Source organism: Streptomyces amakusaensis, from assembly GCF_039532665.1.
Lineage (GTDB): Bacteria > Actinomycetota > Actinomycetes > Streptomycetales > Streptomycetaceae > Streptomyces > Streptomyces amakusaensis.
In genome coordinates this window covers 113,130-132,664 of sequence record NZ_BAAASB010000020.1, presented here as the reverse complement: position 1 = coordinate 132,664, position 19,535 = coordinate 113,130, and the positions used below count along the sequence as shown (strand labels likewise).

Genomic DNA, 19,535 nt, shown 5'->3' with positions numbered 1-19,535 from the left:
GCCGGCGGGCCGGGCGCTCGGCGCCTGCGGCACCGGCGGCGCCTGCGGCGCCGGCCGCTCGCGGGGTGCGCGCGGCTCGGGCCGGGCGGGCCGGGGCGGGCGGGAGCTGGCCCTTGAGGGGGCCCCACTCGTTGGGGTCGGGGACGCCGGGCGGCAGCATCTGGCGGCGCTTGGGCCCGCCGTGCTCGGCCTCGCCCGGTTCCTTGGCCCCGGGCCAGGCCTTGGCGACCCGCGCCGCCAGGACGAAGTCCTTGCGCAGCGGGTGGCCCTCGAAGTTCTCGGGGAGGAGCAGCGGAACCAGATGGGGATGGCCGGTGAAGTCGACGCCGAACATCTCGTGCGTCTCCCGCTCGTGCCAGTCAGCGCCCGCGTAGACCTCCCTGGCGGTGGGGAGGGCGGGGGCGTCGTGCGGGACGGTCGTCCGCAGCAGCAGCCGGCGGACCCGGCCGGTCTCCAGGGCGGCGACGTGCACGCAGATCCGGAAGCCGGTGCCGGGCTCGTCGACCGCGCTCAGCCAGTCGAAGTAGGTGCACCCCAGGGTGGTGCGGGCGGTCTCCAGGGCGGCGATCCAGCCGTCGGCCGGCACATCGACCGTGAGGAGGTCGTAGGCCAGCTCGGCGGTGGCGTCCGGGCCGAAGATCTCGGTGACGGAGTCCGGCAGGCCGTCGTACGCGCTCACTTCTCTCCCCCGGCGGCCGGGGCGGCGGGCGGGGCGACCAGACCGCTGCGCAGCTCGGAGACGGACGCGCGGCCCGTTCCGTACCGCTCGCTGAGCGACTCGCGGGCGATCTTCTCCTGGAGTTTCAGGATTCCCTGGAGGAGCGCCTCGGGGCGCGGCGGGCAGCCGGGCACATAGACGTCGACCGGGATGATCTGGTCGACGCCCTTGGTCACCGAGTAGGAGTCCCAGTAGGGGCCGCCGCAGTTGGAGCAGGCTCCGAAGGAGATGACGTACTTGGGCTCGGGCATCTGCTCGTAGAGCCGCTTGACGGCCGGGGCCATCTTGTCGGTGACCGTGCCGGAGACGATCATCAGGTCGGCCTGGCGCGGGCCGGGGGCGAAGGGGATCACCCCGAGCCGGATGAAGTCGTGGCGGGCCATCGAGGCCGCGATGAATTCGATGGCGCAGCAGGCGAGACCGAAGTTGAAGACCCAGAGGCTGTAGCGGCGGCCCCAGTTCAGGACCACCTTCATCGGCTCGGGGGCGAGCCGGGAGAGGATGCCCAGCCGCTGCGGCTCCGGCAGCGGGACCGGCGCGGCGGCCGTCCGTGCCGGGGAGGGGCCCGGAGCCGAATCCGGAGTCGGGTCCGGGGTCTGGGCCTGGGTCGGGGTCACGTCCATGCCAGGACGCCCTTCTTCCATGCGTAGAGCAGTCCCACGGCCAGGAAGCCGAGGAAGATGAACATCTCCACCAGGGTCGTCCCGCCGTATCCGGGGGCGGCGAAGACCGTCGCCCACGGGAAGAGGAAGATCGAGTCGACGGCGAAGATCACATACAGAAACGCGTAGACGTAGTAGCGGACCTGGGTGTGCGCCCAGCCCTCGCCGACGGGGTCCACTCCGCACTCGTAGGTGAGCAGCTTCTCCGGTGTGGGGGCCACGGGCCGCAGCAACCGCCCGGCTCCGAAGGCCACGGCCACGAACATCACGCCGATCAGGGCCAGCAGCCCCACGACCGAATAACTGGCGAAATAATCCGCCGCGAGCACGGCCACGGTGGGTTCCGGCACGTCCGCCCCTCGCTCCCTGACCTCGACCTCGCGGATCTCCCGCGCAGTGGCTGCCGGCGATCTGCTCGGTGATCCGTGTTCTGTACGCACGGGAGTCTAGGCCCTGCTAAGGGGACCCTCCGCAGTCGCATCCCGCTTCAGGTGGGGTTATCCCCACTTCATCCCACCCAGGTACCCCATGGCGTGCGCCGTGGGCGGCCAGGCAGGCTGGCTTCATGACCGTGACCGACACCTCTTGCGACACCGCGTACGGCACCGCCTCCGAAGCGCCCGGCGGCGACGACCGTCCGCCGCCCGCGAGACTCGCCCTTACCGGCCACACCTGGAAGGAGACAGCCCACCTTCTGGCCAATCTGCCGGTTGCGCTGATCGGTTTTATTTACGTGGCGTTCACAATCGGCCTGGGTGCGGGGCTGTCGGTGACCGTGATCGGGCTGCCCCTGCTCGCGCTCGGACTGGCCGGGGCACGGCTGATCGGCAGGTCGGAGCGGGCCCGGGCGCGGGCGCTGCTGGGGGTGCGGGTGGAGGAGCCGAGCCCGCTGCACGGGCCGGGGCGGCGGGCCGGGTTCGCCGCCCGGGTGGTGCGCGGCCTGAAGGACCCGGTGGCGTGGCGGACGGCGCTGTACTGCTTCATCCGGCTGCCGTGGGGGGTGCTGACCTTCGCCGTGATGATGGTGGGCCTGTTGCTGCTCTGGCCCGTGCTCCCCTTCCTCGCGCGCGGGCTGGCCAACGCCGACCGGGCGATGGTGCGCGGGCTGCTGTCGCCCTCGGACGAGCTGGAGCGGCGGGTGGCGGAGCTGGAGTCGGACCGGGGCGTGGTGGTGGACACCGCCGCCGCCGACCTGCGGCGCATCGAACGCGACCTCCACGACGGGGCACAGGCCCGCCTCGTCGCCCTCGCCATGGGCCTGGGGCTCGCGAAGGAGAAGCTCCTCGAAGACCCGGAGGCCGCCGCCGCGATGGTCGACGAGGCCCACGGCGAGGTGAAACTGGCCCTTCAGGAGCTGCGCGACCTGGCCCGGGGCATCCACCCCGCCATCCTCACCGACCGGGGACTGAGCGCCGCCCTCTCCTCGATCGCCACCCGCTGCACGGCTCCGGTGCGGGTGTCGGTCGATCTCTCCGAGCGGCCGGCGGCGGCCATCGAGGGCATCGCGTACTTCACCGTCTCCGAGCTGCTCCAGAACATCAGCAAGCACGCGGGGGCGAAGAGCGCGTCGGTGGAGGTGTGGCGGTCCGCGGACCGGCTGCTGATCCAGGTCGGCGACGACGGCCGGGGCGGGGCCCGGCTGGACGGCGGTACGGGGATGGCCGGGCTCGCCGAGCGGCTGGGCGCGGTCGACGGGCTGTTCGTGCTGGACTCGCCGGTGGGCGGCCCGACGACGGTCACGGTCGAGGTGCCGTGGCGCGAGCGCGGCACGCTCTGAGCGGCCCGGCCGCCTCCCGCCCGGCAGCCCCGCCCGATCACCCCGCCCCGGCAGCCGGCACCCCCGCCCCGGTAGGGAAAACCCCCGCCCGGAGAGGGCGACCTCCCTCATGGTGCGCGCCTCGCGACCAGCGCACTCTTGTCCCATGACAGCCCGCATCGCAGAACGGACGACACCGATGGCCACGGACCACCCCCGCGCCCAGTGGGAGGACCGGCGCGAGAGCCGCTCCTCCTTCGTCCCCCCGGTTCTGCGCGCCCCCTTCGAGGGCCGCACCTGGCGCGAGTTCGGGCATCTGATGCTGGGGCTGCCGATCAGCGTGGCCTTCTTCGTCCTCGGCATCGTGACCGTCTCGCTCGGCGCGGGCCTGCTGATCACCTTCCTGGGGGTGCCGGTGCTGGCCGGCGGGCTGATGGCCTGCCGGGGCCTCGGCGCGCTGGAGCGCGGCCGGGCGCGGGCGCTGCTGGGGCTGGACGTGGACCGTCCCGAGCCGGTCAGGCCGCAGGGGAAGGGCGTGATGGCGTGGGTCGGCGCGGTCCTCAAGAGCGGGGTGTCCTGGCGTCATCTGCTCTACGCGCTGCTGCACCTCCCCTGGGCGATCACCTCGTTCGCGGTGTCGCTGACCCTGTGGGTCACGGGATGGGCGCTGCTGGCGTACCCGCTGTGGCAGTGGGTCTTCCCGGCCTACGTCGATCAGCCGGGCATCCAGGTCTACGGCGACGGGCGGAACAACAACTTCTATCTGGACACCTCCTTCGAGATCGCGGGCGCGTCGGCGGCGGGGCTGGCGACGGTGCTGGTCTCCGCCTGGCTGATCCGGGGCTTCGCGCAGGTGGACCGGCTGATGATCGGCGGTCTGCTGGGGCCCTCGCGGCTGGCGACCCGGGTGGTGGAGCTGGAGTCGGACCGGGGCGTGGTGGTGGACACCGCCGCCGCCGACCTGCGGCGCATCGAACGCGACCTCCACGACGGGGCACAGGCCCGCCTCGTCGCCCTCGCCATGGATCTCGGTCTCGCGAAGGAGAAGCTCCTCGAAGACCCGGAGGCCGCCGCCGCGATGGTCGACGAGGCCCACGGCGAGGTCAAGCTCGCCCTGCGGGAGCTGCGCGACCTGGCCCGGGGCATCCACCCCGCCGTCCTCACCGACCGGGGACTGAGCGCCGCCCTCTCCTCGATCGCCTCGCGGTGCGCCGTACCGGTGACCGTGGAGGTGGATCTCGCGGAGCGGCCGGCGGCGGCCATCGAGGGCATCGCGTACTTCACCGTCTCCGAGCTGCTCCAGAACATCAGCAAGCACGCTCGGGCGAGCCGGGCGTCGGTGGACGTCTGGTGCTCCGACGGCCGGCTGATGCTCCAGGTCACCGACGACGGCCGGGGCGGCGCGGATCTCGCCGCGGGCAGCGGTCTGCGCGGTCTGGCCGAGCGGCTGGGCGCGGTCGACGGAGTCCTGGCCGTCGACTCGCCCGCCGGCGGGCCGACCACGGTGACCGCCGAGCTGCCCTGGCGCGGCTGAGCCCCTCCCCCGCCGGAAGCCCCCCGCGAACCGCCCTCCGCCCTCCGCACTCCGGCCGTGTTGCTGGGATGCTGGTGGGGACAGGGCGGTACCGGGATCGACAGGGGGGCATCAGCGCCGTGGAGAACGCCGTGCGGGACGCCGTGAGAGACGACGCCGCGAGAGACAGAGTACGAGTGGTCATCGCCGAGGATTCGGTGCTGCTGCGGGAGGGGCTGACCCGTCTGCTGAAGGACCGGGGCCACGATGTGGTGGCGGGAGTCGGCGACGGCGAGGCTCTGATCAAGACAATCGGCGAGCTGGCGGACCAGGGTGCACTGCCGGATGTCGTGGTGGCCGATGTCCGGATGCCGCCCACCCACACCGACGAGGGTGTAAGGGCCGCCGTACGGCTGCGCAAGGAGCATCCCGGCGTCGGGGTGCTGGTGCTCTCGCAGTATGTGGAGGAGCAGTACGCCACCGAGCTGCTGGCGGGCAGCAGCCGGGGGGTGGGGTACCTCCTCAAGGACCGGGTGGCGGAGGTGCGGGAGTTCGTCGACGCCGTCGTACGGGTCGCCCGGGGCGGCACCGCGCTGGATCCCGAGGTGGTGGCCCAGCTGCTGGGCCGCAGCCGTAAGCAGGACGTACTGGCGAATCTCACTCCGCGTGAGCGGGAGGTCCTCGGTCTGATGGCCGAGGGGCGGACGAACTCCGCGGTCGCCCGGCAGCTGGTGGTGAGCGACGGCGCGGTGGAGAAGCACGTCAGCAACATCTTCCAGAAGCTGGGCCTCTCCCCGAGCGAGGGGGACCACCGCCGGGTGCTGGCGGTGCTGACGTACATCAATTCGTAGCGGAAACCCCAGCGGGCTGACGCTCCGTCAGCGGTGCGCCGCGTGAGCCGCGCGCGGGCCGCCGATCCGGACCCGGAGCCCCTGGTCCTAGACCCAAAGAATGAGCGGGGAGCCTCGTGCTGGACGCCATATCAGGGTGGATAAATTACGACAAACCAGGTCATCCAAGTGTCTCAAAGGGACGTCCACTCCCCGGCCTGTCCAGGGTAGGCCACCCTTACCGACGTAGGGTGGCTCTGGGCCGGCCAGTGGGACGACCGGCCCGGACAGCCGCCTCAAGGGAGGTTCAGTTCAGTGACCAGTCAGGTCAGTAGCCCAGCCGAGCGCGCCGACGAGGCCGACGGGGCCGATGAGGCGCTCGTCGGTGAACAGCGCGGGCCCGCCGCCGGCGCCGAAACCGGACCGAAAGAGGTCCGCCGGCTGGACCGGGTGATCATCCGTTTCGCGGGGGACTCGGGTGACGGCATGCAGCTCACGGGTGACCGGTTCACCTCGGAGACCGCCTCATTCGGAAACGATCTGTCCACCCTGCCGAACTTCCCCGCCGAGATCCGCGCCCCCGCGGGAACGCTGCCGGGCGTGTCCTCGTTCCAGCTGCACTTCGCCGACCACGACATCCTCACCCCCGGCGACGCGCCCGACGTCCTCGTCGCGATGAACCCGGCCGCGCTCAAGGCCAACCTCGCGGACGTCCCCCACGGCGGCGAGATCATCGTCAACACCGACGAGTTCGCCAAACGCGCCATGGCCAAGGTCGGCTACACCACCTCGCCCCTGGACGACGGCACCCTCGACGCCTACCGCGTCCACCCGGTGCCGCTCACCACGCTCACCGTGGAGGCGCTCAAGGACTTCGGCCTCACCCGCAAGGAGGCCGAACGCTCCAAGAACATGTTCGCCCTCGGGCTGCTCTCCTGGATGTACCACCGCCCCACCGAGGGCACGGAGAAGTTCCTGCGGACCAAGTTCGCCAAGAAGCCCCACATCGCCGAGGCGAACATCACCGCCTACCGCGCGGGCTGGAACTTCGGCGAGACCACCGAGGACTTCGCGGTCTCCTACGAAGTCGCCCCCGCCACCAGCGCCTTCCCCACCGGGACCTACCGCAACATCTCCGGGAACCTCGCACTGTCCTACGGCCTGATCGCCGCCGCCCGGCAGTCCGAACTCCCGCTCTACCTGGGCTCCTACCCCATCACCCCCGCCTCGGACATCCTCCACGAGCTGTCCCGGCACAAGAACTTCGGCATCCGCACCTTCCAGGCCGAGGACGAGATCGCCGGCATCGGCGCGGCCCTCGGCGCGGCGTTCGGCGGCTCCCTCGCCGTGACGACGACCTCCGGGCCCGGTGTGGCGCTCAAGTCGGAGGCGATCGGACTCGCGGTCTCGCTGGAGCTGCCGCTGCTGATCGTGGACATCCAGCGCGGCGGCCCGTCCACCGGTCTGCCCACCAAGACCGAACAGGCCGACCTGCTCCAGGCGATGTACGGACGGAACGGCGAGGCCCCCGTGCCCGTCGTCGCCCCGATGACCCCCGGGGACTGCTTCGACGCGGCGGTGGAGGCGGCCCGGATCGCGCTGGCCTACCGCACCCCCGTCTTCCTCCTCTCCGACGGCTATCTCGCCAACGGCTCCGAGCCCTGGCGCGTCCCGGAGACCGAGACCCTGCCCGACCTGCGGGTTCAGTTCGCCACCGGCCCCAACCACACCGAGGCCGACGGCACCGAGGTCTTCTGGCCCTACAAGCGCGACCCCGAGACCCTGGCACGGCCCTGGGCGGTCCCCGGCACCCCCGGCCTCGAACACCGCATCGGCGGCATCGAGAAGCAGGACGGCACCGGCAACATCTCCTACGACCCGGCCAACCACGAGCACATGGTCCGCACCCGCCAGGCCAAGATCGACAACATCCGGGTCCCCGACCTGGAGGTCGACGACCCGGACGGCGCGACCACCCTCGTCCTGGGCTGGGGCTCCACCTACGGCCCCATCACCGCCGCCGTCCGCCGGCTGCGCGCCGAGGGCGTCCCCATCGCACAGGCGCATCTGCGGCACCTCAACCCCTTCCCGGCGAACCTGGGGACCCTCCTCGCCCACTATCGCCGCGTGATCGTCCCGGAGATGAACCTCGGCCAGCTCTCCGCCCTCCTCCGGGCGAAGTACCTGGTCGACACCCACAGCCACACCCAGGTCAACGGCATGCCCTTCAAAGCCGCCCAGCTCGCCACGGCCCTCAAGGAGGCCATCCATGACTGAGGCACTCTCCCTGATCCCCAAGGCCGAAGCCCGGCAGAGCATGAAGGACTTCAAGTCCGACCAGGAAGTCCGTTGGTGCCCCGGCTGCGGCGACTACGCGATCCTCGCCGCCGTGCAGGGCTTCATGCCCGAACTGGGTCTCGCCAAAGAGAACATCGTCTTCGTCTCCGGCATCGGCTGCTCCTCCCGCTTCCCCTATTACATGAACACCTACGGGATGCACTCCATCCACGGACGCGCCCCCGCGATCGCCACCGGGCTCTCCACCTCCCGCCGCGATCTCTCGGTCTGGGTCGTCACCGGCGACGGAGACGCCCTCTCCATCGGCGGCAACCACCTCATCCACGCGCTGCGGCGCAATGTCAACCTGAAGATCCTGCTGTTCAACAACCGGATCTACGGGCTGACCAAGGGCCAGTACAGCCCCACCTCAGAGGTCGGGAAGATCACCAAGTCGACCCCGATGGGCTCCCTCGACGCGCCCTTCAACCCGGTCTCCCTCGCGATCGGGGCCGAGGCCACCTTCGTGGCCCGCACCATCGACTCCGACCGCAAGCACCTCACCCAGGTGCTGCGCGAGGCCGCCGACCACCCCGGCACCGCCCTGGTCGAGATCTACCAGAACTGCAACATCTTCAACGACGGCGCGTTCGAGGCCCTCAAGGACAAGGAGCAGGCCCAGGAGGCGGTCATCCGCCTCGAACACGGCCAGCCCATCCTGTTCGGCGCGGACAACTCCAAGGGCGTCGTCCGCGACCCCCTGACCGGGGACCTCGCCGTCGTCGCGGTCACCGAGGAGAACCAGTCGCGGATCCTCGTCCACGACGCCCACAACCCCTCCCCCACCACCGCCTTCGCGCTCTCCCGCCTGGCGGACGCCGACACCCTGCACCACACCCCGATCGGGGTGCTGCGCTCCGTCGAGCGGCCGGTGTACGACACCCTCATGGCCGACCAGCTCGACAGCGCCGTCGAACAGCAGGGCAAGGGCGACCTCGGCGCGCTCCTCGCCGGAAACGACACCTGGACCGTCGCCGGATAACGCGCGTGCCGGCCGGAAGGGCCCGGGAACACCCGCCGAGGGCGTTCCCGGGCCTTCTTCCTGTCATCAGCTCTTCGCGGTGACCGCCCCGCGCTCGCCGAGGAACCGGGCCCGGCCGCCCTCCACCCGGTGGACGAAGAGCGCGCCCGCGCTCTCGTCCAGCAGCTCGGTGGTGCCGCGGAAGACGATCGCCTTCGCGGCTCCCTCGTGTCTCACCCCGCGCAGCCGCTCCAGCAGCGCGGCGCGATCGGCCGGGCCCCCGCCGCCCGGCCCCCGTACCGCCCGGGCGAGCCAGAGCACCGCGTCGTACGCCTCCGCCGCGTACCGCCCCGGATCCGGATCCGGGGACTTCCAGCGCTTCCGGTACGCGGCGAGAAACGCCCCGGCCCGGGAGCGTCCCGCCGACCGCGTCGGGCCGGTGTACGCCGTGCCGAAGACCCAGCCCTCGGCCGAGGCCCCCGCGCGGGCGAGGAACTCCGGCTCCAGCACGGGTTCGAGCGCGCCGCGCACCCCGGTGTAGCGGCGCTCGTCCAGGGCGCGGGCCAGCCGCGCCGCGCGGGACGGCGAGTCCCCCGCGTAGATCACTCCGTCGAAACGGCCGGTCAGCACCGCGCGGGCGACGGCGGCGAAGTCCTCGCCCCGGGCCGGTACGGAGTGGACGACGACCTCGTCCGCGCCGAACGGCACTTCGGTCGCCAGCATGGCGACCGGCCAGGAGAAGTCGGGGCTCGCGCGGTCGGCCACGACGGCGACGCGCCGGACGCCCCGGACGGCGAAGTAGCGGGTGAGGGAGCTGAGCAGAAACCGGTGACCGGCGCGCAGCTCGAAGTAGGCGCGCCGCTCGGCGGGGTTCAGGGCCAGGGCGGAGTCCGCCGCGACCGCCACCAGGGGCAGTCCCGCGGCGCGGTGGCGCAGCGCCGTGGCCCGGGTGACCTTCCGGGCGGTCAGGTCGAGGACGGCCAGGACCGCCGGGTCGGCCGCCAGCGCCTCGGCCGCCGTACGCGCCCTGCCGGGGTCTCCGCCGTCGTCCCGTACGCGCAGGGCCAGCTCGAAGGGGCGGTCGGGCGACGCGTTGAAGGTCTCGGCGGCGAGCCGGGCGGCGCGCTCCCGGATTCCGCCGTCGGCCCTGTCCGGGCCGCTCAGATCGGCGAGGACCCCGACGACCCGGCGGGGCGGGGCGGCCCCGGTGCCGGGCCCGCCGGGCGGGCGGCCGGACGGGCGGCCGGACGGGCGGCTGCCGAACCAGAGCCCGGCGGCCCCGCCCGCGGCCACCGCTCCGGCCGCCGACCCCAGGACAAGGAAGCGGCGGCGTGAACTCCGTACCCCCGGAGTCGCCGGGCCGCCCACGGCCACCGTCGGCTCCGGAACGGGCAGATCGAGGACGCGCGCCGAGCGCTCCGCGATCAGGGCGGGCAGCCCCGGGGGCAGCCAGTCGGCCCCGGGGCCGCCCGCCCCGCCGGTGCGCGGACCGCCGAGCGCGGCCCCCAGCTCGCGCGCGGTGGGGCGGGCCGCCGGGTCCTTGGCCAGCGCGGACCGCAGCAGCGGCAGCAGTCCGGGCGGTACGCCGTCGAGGTCGGGCTCCTCGTGGACGGTGCGGAAGACGATCGCGGCCGGCATCCCCGTGCCGAAGGGCCGCCGGCCGGTCAGGGCGTACGCGAGGACACAGCCGAGCGAGAAGACGTCACTGGGCGGGCCGACCTCGGCGGCCCCGGCCAGTCGCGCCTGTTCCGGGGAGAGATAGCCGGGTGTGCCGATCATGGCGTCGGTCGCGGTCAGCGCGGTCGCCCCGGCCGAGCGGGCGATGCCGAAGTCGATCAGGCGCGGGCCGTCGAGGGCGAGCAGCACATTGCCGGGTTTGACGTCACGGTGGATCAGACCCTGTTCGTGCGCCCCGGCCAGGGTCCCGGCGAGGCCGCCGCCGAGGGCGCGCACGGTGCGCTCGGGCAGCGGGCCGTGCGCCGCGACGGCCTCCGCCAGCGAGGGGCCCGGGACGAACTCGGTGGCGAGCCAGGGCTCCTCGGCCTCCGGGTCCGCGTCGACCACCCGCACCGCCCCGGGTCCGGTGATCCGCCGGGCGATCCCTGCCTCGCGCCGGAAGCGGGCCCGGAAGCCGGGGTCGGCGGCGTGCTCCGCCCTGATCACCTTGACCGCGCAGAGCGTGCCCCGGGCCGAGCGCGCGAGATAGACGACGCCCATGCCGCCCGCGCCCAGGCGCCCGATCAGCCGGAACCCGGCGATCGAGGACGGGTCGGCGGTCTTCAGCGGGCGCATACGGCGGCCCTCCCCCGGGGGCGGACGTCCGGGCGGGCCCGGGTGGTCCCGGCCGCCGCGCCCCGCGGGGTCCGGGGCGGCGCGCCCGTCCTGGCGGGCCCGGTCGGGGCCGAGGCCGGGGAAGTCCCGGTCGGCGGCGGTGCCGTCGTGCGCTCGGGCATGGTGCTCAGGTCGTCTTCCGGGCGGGGGCGGGTTCCTCGGCGGGGGCGTCGGAGAGGAAGCGGAATCTGCCGCGTTCGGCCAGATAGAGCCGGGTGCCGGAACCGTCGAGATCGCCCGTCTCGCGGTCGAAGCGGTAGCTCCCCATGACGCCCCGGTAGTGGTTGATCCGCACCGCGTCGGCGAGGGCCGCCCGGTCGGGCAGCGGACCGCCGCGCTCGCGGGCGGTCATGACCAGCCGCCCGATCAGCAGACCGACCGCGTCGAACGCCTCCCCCGCGTAGAAGCCGGGGGCGCGGCCGTACTTCTTCCGGTACGCGGCCACGAAGGGCTTCGCGGCCGGTTCCCCGGCGGTGTCGGCGGCCGGGGAGCCGATCACCCAGCCGTCGGCGGCGTCGCCCGCGAGCCGGAGGAACTCCTCGCTCAGCACGCGCGGCCCGGCGAGGAGCGGCCCGTCGAACCCCGCTGCCTTGAGCGCGCGGGCCGCCTTGGCCGCCGTCGCGGCCCCGCCCGCGTGGAGGTAGGCGTCGATGCCCGCGTCCAGCATTTCGCCGATCACAGAGTCGTACGAGCCGAGCGAGGCGGGCACCACCCGGGGGTGCACTCGGTGCCCGTACCTCCGGAGCTCGGAGGTCGCCATCACGGCGAACTGCCAGGAGTACTGCTCGTCGACGCGGTCCTGGAGCACCCCGGGTCGGCCGACGGGCCGCTTCAGCTGCCGCTGGTAGAAGGACTGGAGTACGGAGGAGAGCCGGCCGGCGGTCGCCGGGTGCGCGGGACAGGCGCGGGTGAAGGCGCGGCTCACCCCCTTGGTCAGCAGATTCAACCCGGCCGAGACCGAGATCAGCGGCAGCACGGCCTCCTCGTAGACGGGCAGCACCGCCTCGGTGGTGTAGTCGCCGGTGGAGCCGAGGACGGCGGCCACCTCGCGGTCGGCGGCGAGACGGCGGGCGGCGGCGAGCGCCCGGGCCGGGTCGCCCGCGTCGTCCGCGGTGGTCAGGGTGAGCGAGAAGGGCCGGTCCGCGCGGGTGTTGAACGCGTCGACCGCGAGCCGGGCCCCGCGCTCCTGCTCGATGCCCAGCGCCCGCTGGGGTCCGGTCAGATCGGCCTGTACGCCAATCGCCCAGCTCCGCTCGCGGTCCGGCCCGGTCCCGGAGCCCTCCTCCGGGCGCAGAGCGGCCCAGAGACCGCCGCCCGCGCCCGCCGCGAGCAGGGCGCCGCCGGCCGCCAGCAGCGCCTTGCGGCGGCCCGCGGTCCTCGGCGGCCGGGGCCGCCCGGGGTCGGTGGGCTCGATGCCGGGCAGCGCGAGCATCCGCGCCGAGCGCTCGGCGATGGTCCGTACGACGGCGGGCGGCAGCCAGTCCGCGCCGTGCGGGGCGTCCTCGGTCAGCCGCCCGGCGACCTCGGCGGCCGTGGGGCGCAGCGCCGGGTCCTTGGCGAGGCAGTCGGCGAGCAGCGCGGCGAGTCCGGCGTCCTCGACGCCCCGGAGGTCGGGGTCGTCGTGGACCGTGCGGTAGAGCAGCGCGTCCACCGCGCCCCGGCCGAAGGGGAGCCGTCCGGTGATCGTGTACGCCAGCAGACAGGCGAGCGCGAAGACGTCGCTGGGCGGGCCGATCTCGGAGCCGCGCGCCTCGGCCTGCTCGGGGGCGAGGAAGCCGGGGGTGCCGACGATCATGTCCGTGGCGGTGATCGCGGTCTCGTCGGCGGCGCGCGCGATACCGAAGTCGATCAGGCGCGGGCCGTCGGCGGCGAGCAGCACATTGCCGGGTTTGACGTCACGGTGGACCAGGCCCGCCGCGTGGACGGCGGCGAGCGCGCGGGCGAGCGCCGAGCCCAGGATCCGGGCGCTGCGCGGGGGCAGCGGGCCGTGCGCGGCGACCGCCTCCGCGAGCGAGGGGCCGGGGACGAACGCGGTGGCGAGCCAGGGTTCGGGGGCGTCCGGGTCGGCGGCGGTGACGGGGACCGCCCAGGGGCTGGAGACCCGCCGGGCGGCGGCCACCTCGCGGCGGAAGCGGGCCCGGAAGTCGGGGTCCTCCGCCTGGTCGGCGAGGGTGACCTTGACGGCGGCCAGCTCGCCCGCTTCCGTACGGCCCAGATAGACGACGCCCATGCCGCCCGCCCCGAGCCGGCCGAGGAGCCGGTAGCCCGCGACGGCCGAGGGGTCCGCCGGCCGCAGCCGCTCCAGCTCGCCGGGCTCCCGCCGCCGGGGCGGGGGCTGCGGGGGCTGCGGGGGCTGTCCGGGCCGGTCCTCGGGCAGAGACCGGTCAGCGGGTACGCGCGGATCCGCGGGGGCCCGGTCCGGGAGCGGACGGTCCTCGGGAGAGCCGGGGGCGTCGGGGGCGGGGGTCATCCGGCGGTCCCCAGCCGTGTCTCGATGCGGCGGGCCATGCCGACCAGGGCATCGACCCTGGCCCTGTTGATCTCGTCCTTGGTGTGGCCGTCGGCCCCCTTGGTGACTGCGGCGACGGTGACGGTGCCCAGCCGGTACTGGAACCATCCGTACTCGTACGGCCGGTCGCCGGACTCCGTGCCGCGATACCGGCCGATCTCGCCGATCGAGTCGTCGGCGGTGAGGTTGTACTTGCTGCCGAAGGCGTAGCCGATGGACATCAGGCCCTCGACGCGCTCGCCCTCGCGCAGTTTCTGGCCGGGGCAGCGCAGCGCCTCCTCCAGGGTCTCGGCCATCTCCCACTCCGCCCGCCGGACATCGCGGTGCACGGTGACGGTGGCGGCGACGCGGAGCGGGCTCCGGCCCGCCCCGGCCGCCGGCCGTTCGCTGGAGGCGGTGACGCTGTGGAGAACACCGGCCGGGACGGTTCCGCCCTGCCAGACGCAGCGCTCGTCCAGCACGGGCCAGTGGCCCGGAGCGCTCAGGGCCGGGGTGCCGGCGACGAACCCCGGGCCCCACAGCTCGGGGCCCGCGACGACCGCGCGGGCCAGCTCGCGGGCGGCTTCGGCCGTCCTGGGGACCTTGGCCGGATCGGGGGTGAAGGCCGGACCGGACGGCCTCGGTCTCACCCCCGTACCCGAGCCCGAGCCCGTAACCGCACTCGTACCCGCACCCGCACCCGCGCTCGTACTCGCGTCCGTGGCGGACGGTGCCGCGCGCGGGCTCCCGGCCGCGTCGGCACCGGAACACCCCGTCATCAGCAGCCCGCACGCCAGCGCGCCGCCGACGGCGCGCACAGCTCTCCCGTACGCCATGGTTCCCCCCGTATCAGCCCGATCGTACGGTCCGACGCCGACAACAGAGCCCTGGTTCCGGGCAGTTGATCTCTTCACCGGTTCCCGCCACAGCTCCATGTCGACTTATCAATGACAGCCCGGTCCCACGCCACGTACCTTCGACTGGATGACACGCACACGCAGATGGCGGCTGGAGGACGAGTGAGGCCGAGCGACGGCGAACACCGGGCGGGGCTGCTCCACGGGATCGCCGCCTACGGGATGTGGGGGCTGGTCCCGCTCTTCTGGCCGCTGCTGGAGCCGTCCGGGGCGATGGAGATCCTGGCCCAGCGGATGGTCTGGTCGCTGGCGATCGTCGCGCTCGCACTGCTCGCGCTGCGGCGGTGGGGGTGGATACGGGAGTTGGTGAGCAGCCCGCGCAAGCTCGGTCTGATCACCGTCGCCGCCGTGACGATAAGCGTCAACTGGGGTCTGTACATCTGGTCCGTCAACAACGGCCGGGTGGTCGAGGCGGCCCTCGGCTACTTCATCAATCCGCTGGTCACCGTCGCCATCGGGGTGCTGGTGCTCAAAGAGCGGCTGCGGCCGGCCCAGTGGGCGGCGGTGGGCACGGGCGTCGCCGCCGTGGTGGTGCTGACCGTCGGGTACGGGCAGCCGCCGTGGGTCTCGCTGACGCTCGCGTTCTCGTTCGCGACCTACGGGCTGGCGAAGAAGAAGGTCAACATCGGCGGCCTGGAGTCGCTGGCGGCGGAGACCGCCGTGCTCTTCCTCCCCGCCATGGGCTTCCTGGTCTGGCTCGCGGCCGACGGGGGCCTGAGCTTCGGGGCCGAGGGGCTCGGGCACGCGGCGCTGCTCGCCGCGACCGGTCTGGTGACGGCCGCCCCGCTGGTCTGCTTCGGCGCGGCGGCGATCCGGGTGCCGCTGTCGACGCTGGGGCTGTTGCAGTATCTGGCCCCGGTGCTCCAGTTCCTGCTGGGGATCCTGTACTTCAAGGAGTCCATGCCGGCCGAGCGCTGGGCCGGGTTCGCCCTGGTCTGGCTGGCCCTCATCTGTCTGACCTGGGACGCGCTGCGTACCGCCCGCAGGACGAGGGCCCAGGCGCTGCGGCTCGCGGCGGCGGCCGGGGCCCGGGTCACCGCGCCTCGGGCGGCCCCCGTACCCGCCCCGGAGCCCGACCGGGCCTGCTCCGCCCCCCGGGGCCCGGCCGAGCCCGCCGGCTGACCCTCCCGAAGGGCCCGTACCCCGTCCCACCGCGCGATTTACCACTCCACCGGCCCAGTCCCGGCCCCCGCCGCAGGCCCCACCCGCCCGCCGGGTGTTACGACCGAAGTCCAGGCCCCGGAGCGCGGCGGCCGCCCAGCGGACGGAGTGAGTGCGTCATGTCACAGCCTCTCGCCCTCTCTGTGGACTTCAGTCAGGGCTTCACTGACGCGTGGTCCGCGGTGGCACAGTTCATCCCGAAGTTCATCGCCTTCCTCGCGATTCTGATCATCGGCTGGTTCATCGCGAAGCTCATAGCCCGCGTGGTGGACAAGCTGCTCCGCAAGGTGGGCTTCGAGCGGCTCGCCGAGCGCAGCGGCACCGCCAACGCCCTGCGCGGCTCGAAGTACGACGCCACCGGCATCCTCACCAAGGTCGTCTACTACGGTCTGCTGCTGATCGTGCTGCAACTGGCCTTCGGGGCCTTCGGACCCAACCCGATCAGCGACATGATCGCCGCCGCCGTCGCCTGGCTGCCGAAGGCCTTCGTCGCCCTGGTGATCGTCGTCGTGGCGATGGCCATCGCCCGCGCGGTGCGCGACATCATCCTCGGGGCGCTGGGCGGCGTCTCCTACGGAAAGGTCCTGGCCACCGTGGCCTGGGCGTTCATCGTCGGCCTCGGCGTGATCGCGGCGCTGGGCCAGGCGGGCATCGCCACCGCCGTCACCGGACCGCTGCTCACCGCCGTACTCGCCACGGCCGCGGGCATCGTGATCGTCGGCGCGGGCGGCGGTCTGATCGGGCCGATGCGCTCCCGCTGGGAGCGCTGGCTCTCCCGGGCCGAGGAGGAGTCGGCCGGCGCCCGCGACAACATCAGCGCCTACCAGCGCGGCCGGTCCGACGCCCAGGCGGGCGCCCCGGCCCCCGGCAGCCGCACGGCGGCGGGCGAGCGCGGCCCCACCGAGCGCCGTCAGGGACCCGACGACCCGGAGCGCTTCGACCCGATGTGAGGGGAATCCGGTACGTGTAGGCACGGAACAGGGCGGCCCGGCGGCTTCCGGGGCCGCCCTGTCTCATCCGCTCAGCAGATCGTGCTCCCTGACCAGCCAGCACACCGCCGTCAGCCGCAGCGTCGCGAAGTCGTGGCCCACCGGCTCGATCCACTCCGTCTCGGCGAGCCAGTCCGTGAAGCCGAGGACATAGTCCGCGAGGTCCTCCCTGCGTACGGGGGTGCTCCCCGCCGCCGCCAGAACGACGGCCGAGCCGCCCCGCCGGGGTGCCGGAATCAGCGCGTCCCGTACCGCCGCCGCATGCTGGTCGACGGCGGCGACCAGTCCGGGTTCGAAGGCGAACTCCGTGAGCCGGGGCAGATAGGCGGCGACCACCCCCACCAGGGGGCAGTCGGCGGCCGGTCCGTCCGGTCCACCGGCGGGCGATATGTCCATCGTCCCAAGGTAAGCGCCCCCGCACCGGCCCCCGACGTGACGTTCCTCGCACCCCCGTCCGGTCAGTGGGGCGGTGCCTCCACCCGCCGCACAGCCGCACCGATCGCCTCCTCCAAGGCTCGCTCCGCCGGAACCGGAACATCCGGAACGACTCCCACGCCCTCCCAGTTGGTGCCCGTGAGGGGATTGACGGTCCGCCCCGTCGGCACCGTCACCAGGATGTGCTCGGTGATCGGGTGGCGTTCCGTGGGATGGGCGCCGCCCCGGGTGGTCTCCCCGACGACAACGGCCCGGCCGTGGGCCTGAAGGGTGTACGCGATGTCCTCACTCGCGGAGAACGTGGTCCCGCTCGTGAGCACGTACACCGGGCGGTCCGCGTAGCGCGGTGCGGGGAGGTGACCGGCCGTCCAGAACTGGCGGGTCGTGTCCGTGCGCCGGTCGTAGATGTCCTTCAGATGCACCTGATCGTCCCGGAAGAAGTAGCCGCACCACATCGCCGCCCCTTCCGGGGACCCGCCCAGACACGTCCGCAGATCCAGCACGAGCGCCGAGCTGTGCGCGACCAGCTCCATGGCCGCGCCGATCGCGCCCGCGCCCTCGACTGCGGTCGCGATGCGGCTCAGCTCGATGAGCCCGATGTTCCCTTCCAGCCGCTCGACCCGGCGAATCCCCTGCCCCTCCGCCCGGAGCAGCGCACGGAACGCGGCCCGCCCCCCGTCGTCGTCCACCGGTTCCACCGACTGCGGCTCCCGCGTCCAGAGCAGCCGCAGATGCTTGTCCGGGCACGCCTCCTGGAGGTCCCCCGTCACCGCCTCGCAGAGAGCGGGACCGTCCAGGTCCTCGTACGCGCCGGCCGCGAGACGTCCCCGGATCGCCGCCTCGACGGCGGCGGTCCTCTCCGGGAAGACATAGCCCGCGTCGATCCGCTCCAGGGCCCGTTCGACTATGTGCTGGTTGGAAGGCATAGCGGGTCATGCTAGGTGTCGCCCGTCCCTCAACCACACGGGTTTTCCCCGGGTCTCGATGTCAGAGCCTCCCCGTAGCGTGTTGGCGACCGGATCCGACTCTCCTCGGGAGATCCACCATGGACATCGTGCTCATCGCCGGCTTGTGGTTCGACGGATCCGTCTGGGACGAGGTCGTACCCGAACTCACCGCGCTCGGCCACCGTCCCCTGCCGCTCACCCTCCCCGGCCAGGGCGACGGCACCGCCTCCGCGACCCTCGGCGACCAGTTGGCGGCGGTCCTCGCCGCCATTGACGCCACCCCCGGAAAGCCCCTGGTGGTAGGCCACTCCGCAGCCGCGACCCTGGCCTGGCTCGCCGCTGACGCCCGGCCGGGGAAGGTCGCCGAGGTCGCCCTCGTCGGCGGCTTCCCCTCCGACGACGGACGACCCTACGCCGACGACTTCGCCGCCGAGGGCGGCCTCGTCCCCTTCCCCGGCTGGGCCCCCTTCGACGGCCCGGAGACCGCCGACCTCGACCAGCCGACCCGCGACCGCCTCGCCTCCATCGCCGTCCCCGTCCCCGAAGCGGTCACCAAGGGCATCGTCCACTTCACCGACGAGCGCCGCTTCGACATCCCCACCCTGATCGTCTGCCCCGAGTTCACCCCCACCCAGGCCCAGCACTGGATCGCCACCGGCGAAAGCTCCGAACTCGCCCGCGCCACCCGCCTCGACTACGCGAACCTCGACTCGGGCCACTGGCCGATGGCCTCCTGTCCCCGCGAACTGGCACGTGTCCTGGCGGAGGCCGCGAACTCCTAGAACCGTGTGCCCGCCGCCGGGGCGTCGATCCGTCCGCATCGGGCGGGGTCGGGGCAGTGGATGCCCGTGACGGCTCCGGTGTCGCCGTCCCGGTGTACGTGGGTGTGGGAGGTCGCGTGCGCGTGGGTGCGGACGGGGACGCCCCAGCGGGTGAGGCGAACCGCGAGCCACGGGGCGTGGACGTCGTACGTCCGGGCGATGGCCTTCAGGGAATCGCCCCGGGTGTAGCGGGTGATGACGGTGTTCCGCTCGGCGATGACGCGGTTTCGGGCGGCGGCCTTCTCCACTGGGGTACGGCGTGGCACTGGGTCTCCTGTTCTGGGTGGGTGGGTGGCCAGGGGGGCTTGAAGGGGATCAGGGGCGGTGGCCCGCTCGACGGAGGCTCTCGGCATTGACCTCGGCGACGGCCGGGAAGAGCCGGTCGGCGACCGTGGCCAGGCGGACCTTCCCCTTCGGAACGTCCCACTCCCGGCCACCGTCGAGCGGCCGGAGGAAGTAGAGCGTGCCGTACTCGGCCATGAGGACCCCGACAGCCCTGGCCCGGGTGTCGTACGCGATGTCACCCACCACGAGACCACTGTCCGGGCCGGGGAAATCGGGAGCATCAGCCACAACCATCACCCACTCCTCTCCGTAGCGAATCCACTACCAAGAGGTGCAGCGTGGCCCTACGAGGAGGCGCTCTTCAACGTCCGGAACATGGAGGGA

18 protein-coding genes are annotated in these 19,535 nt (G+C 73.3%); 8 read left to right on the top strand and 10 right to left on the bottom strand.

Annotated elements, in window-relative coordinates; translation table 11 throughout:
* From ABD371_RS29255 to ABD371_RS29245, 3 genes are all read right to left on the bottom strand, one after another.
* The coding region (locus ABD371_RS29255) for an NADH-quinone oxidoreductase subunit C (protein WP_344483425.1) at positions 1-679 on the bottom strand (679 nt) is incomplete at its 3' end.
* Positions 676-1,341, bottom strand: coding sequence for an NADH-quinone oxidoreductase subunit B (locus ABD371_RS29250; protein WP_344483422.1), 666 nt, complete (start codon positions 1,339-1,341; stop codon positions 676-678). The genes ABD371_RS29250 and ABD371_RS29255, both read right to left, overlap by 4 nt.
* Complete coding sequence (locus tag ABD371_RS29245; protein WP_190121746.1) at positions 1,332-1,730, bottom strand: NADH-quinone oxidoreductase subunit A; 399 nt, start codon at positions 1,728-1,730, stop codon at positions 1,332-1,334. Before ABD371_RS29245 ends, ABD371_RS29250 begins: the two co-directional genes overlap by 10 nt.
* A 215-nt stretch (positions 1,731-1,945) precedes the next feature.
* Here ABD371_RS29245 and ABD371_RS29240 point away from each other — a divergent pair, with 215 nt between their 5' ends.
* From ABD371_RS29240 to ABD371_RS29220, 5 genes are all read left to right on the top strand, one after another.
* Entirely contained in the window at positions 1,946-3,157 is a 1,212-nt protein-coding gene (locus ABD371_RS29240) for a sensor histidine kinase (protein WP_344483416.1), read from the top strand.
* A 178-nt stretch (positions 3,158-3,335) separates the two neighbouring features.
* On the top strand, positions 3,336-4,670 hold the full coding sequence (locus ABD371_RS29235) for a sensor histidine kinase (RefSeq protein ID WP_344483441.1): 1,335 nt from the start codon (positions 3,336-3,338) through the stop codon (positions 4,668-4,670).
* A 143-nt stretch (positions 4,671-4,813) separates the two neighbouring features.
* Positions 4,814-5,500 (top strand): LuxR C-terminal-related transcriptional regulator, encoded by a 687-nt coding sequence (locus ABD371_RS29230; RefSeq protein ID WP_344483439.1) that lies wholly within the window; start codon positions 4,814-4,816, stop codon positions 5,498-5,500.
* 294 nt (positions 5,501-5,794) lie between these two features.
* Positions 5,795-7,756 (top strand): 2-oxoacid:acceptor oxidoreductase subunit alpha, encoded by a 1,962-nt coding sequence (locus ABD371_RS29225; RefSeq protein WP_344483414.1) that lies wholly within the window; start codon positions 5,795-5,797, stop codon positions 7,754-7,756.
* Positions 7,749-8,798 carry a 2-oxoacid:ferredoxin oxidoreductase subunit beta gene (locus tag ABD371_RS29220; RefSeq protein WP_344483411.1) on the top strand — a complete coding sequence of 350 codons (1,050 nt, stop codon included), beginning with the start codon at positions 7,749-7,751 and terminating at the stop codon, positions 8,796-8,798. The genes ABD371_RS29225 and ABD371_RS29220 overlap by 8 nt, the downstream gene beginning before the upstream one ends.
* 66 nt (positions 8,799-8,864) lie before the next feature.
* Here the strand turns inward: ABD371_RS29220 and ABD371_RS29215 are convergent, their stop codons facing one another.
* The 3 genes from ABD371_RS29215 to ABD371_RS29205 all read right to left on the bottom strand — a co-directional run bounded on the left by ABD371_RS29215 (position 8,865) and on the right by ABD371_RS29205 (position 14,246).
* Positions 8,865-11,069: a bifunctional serine/threonine-protein kinase/ABC transporter substrate-binding protein gene (locus ABD371_RS29215; RefSeq protein WP_344483408.1), complete on the bottom strand. Its 2,205-nt coding sequence runs from the start codon at positions 11,067-11,069 to the stop codon at positions 8,865-8,867.
* A 166-nt stretch (positions 11,070-11,235) separates the two neighbouring features.
* The gene (locus ABD371_RS29210; protein ID WP_381735019.1) at positions 11,236-13,413 is read right to left on the bottom strand and encodes an ABC transporter substrate-binding protein; all 2,178 of its coding nucleotides are present in this window, start codon (positions 13,411-13,413) and stop codon (positions 11,236-11,238) included.
* A gap of 161 nt (positions 13,414-13,574) precedes the next feature.
* Positions 13,575-14,246: a hypothetical protein gene (locus ABD371_RS29205; protein ID WP_344483403.1), complete on the bottom strand. Its 672-nt coding sequence runs from the start codon at positions 14,244-14,246 to the stop codon at positions 13,575-13,577.
* A gap of 351 nt (positions 14,247-14,597) precedes the next feature.
* Between ABD371_RS29205 and rarD the strand changes: the two genes are divergently transcribed.
* A complete protein-coding gene (gene rarD / locus ABD371_RS29200; protein ID WP_381735011.1) occupies positions 14,598-15,635 on the top strand; it encodes an EamA family transporter RarD in 1,038 nt (345 codons plus the stop codon).
* A 158-nt stretch (positions 15,636-15,793) separates the two neighbouring features.
* Positions 15,794-16,624 carry a mechanosensitive ion channel family protein gene (locus tag ABD371_RS29195; protein ID WP_344483400.1) on the top strand — a complete coding sequence of 277 codons (831 nt, stop codon included), beginning with the start codon at positions 15,794-15,796 and terminating at the stop codon, positions 16,622-16,624.
* Between the two features lie 63 nt (positions 16,625-16,687).
* Here ABD371_RS29195 and ABD371_RS29190 read toward each other — a convergent pair whose 3' ends face one another.
* Positions 16,688-17,059, bottom strand: coding sequence for a DUF6401 family natural product biosynthesis protein (locus ABD371_RS29190; protein ID WP_344483397.1), 372 nt, complete (start codon positions 17,057-17,059; stop codon positions 16,688-16,690).
* Positions 17,060-17,121: 62 nt separating this feature from the next.
* Positions 17,122-18,024 (bottom strand): S41 family peptidase, encoded by a 903-nt coding sequence (locus ABD371_RS29185; RefSeq protein ID WP_344483394.1) that lies wholly within the window; start codon positions 18,022-18,024, stop codon positions 17,122-17,124.
* A 119-nt stretch (positions 18,025-18,143) separates the two neighbouring features.
* Between ABD371_RS29185 and ABD371_RS29180 the strand changes: the two genes are divergently transcribed.
* Entirely contained in the window at positions 18,144-18,827 is a 684-nt protein-coding gene (locus ABD371_RS29180; RefSeq protein ID WP_344483391.1) for an alpha/beta fold hydrolase, read from the top strand.
* On the opposite strand, the gene ABD371_RS29175 is transcribed toward ABD371_RS29180, so the two are convergent.
* Entirely contained in the window at positions 18,824-19,132 is a 309-nt protein-coding gene (locus ABD371_RS29175; RefSeq protein WP_344483388.1) for a hypothetical protein, read from the bottom strand. The two genes, ABD371_RS29180 and ABD371_RS29175, sit on opposite strands and share 4 nt — an antisense overlap.
* Before the next feature lie 49 nt (positions 19,133-19,181).
* Positions 19,182-19,445: a hypothetical protein gene (locus ABD371_RS29170; RefSeq protein ID WP_344483385.1), complete on the bottom strand. Its 264-nt coding sequence runs from the start codon at positions 19,443-19,445 to the stop codon at positions 19,182-19,184.
* Between the last annotated feature and the right edge of the window lie 90 nt (positions 19,446-19,535).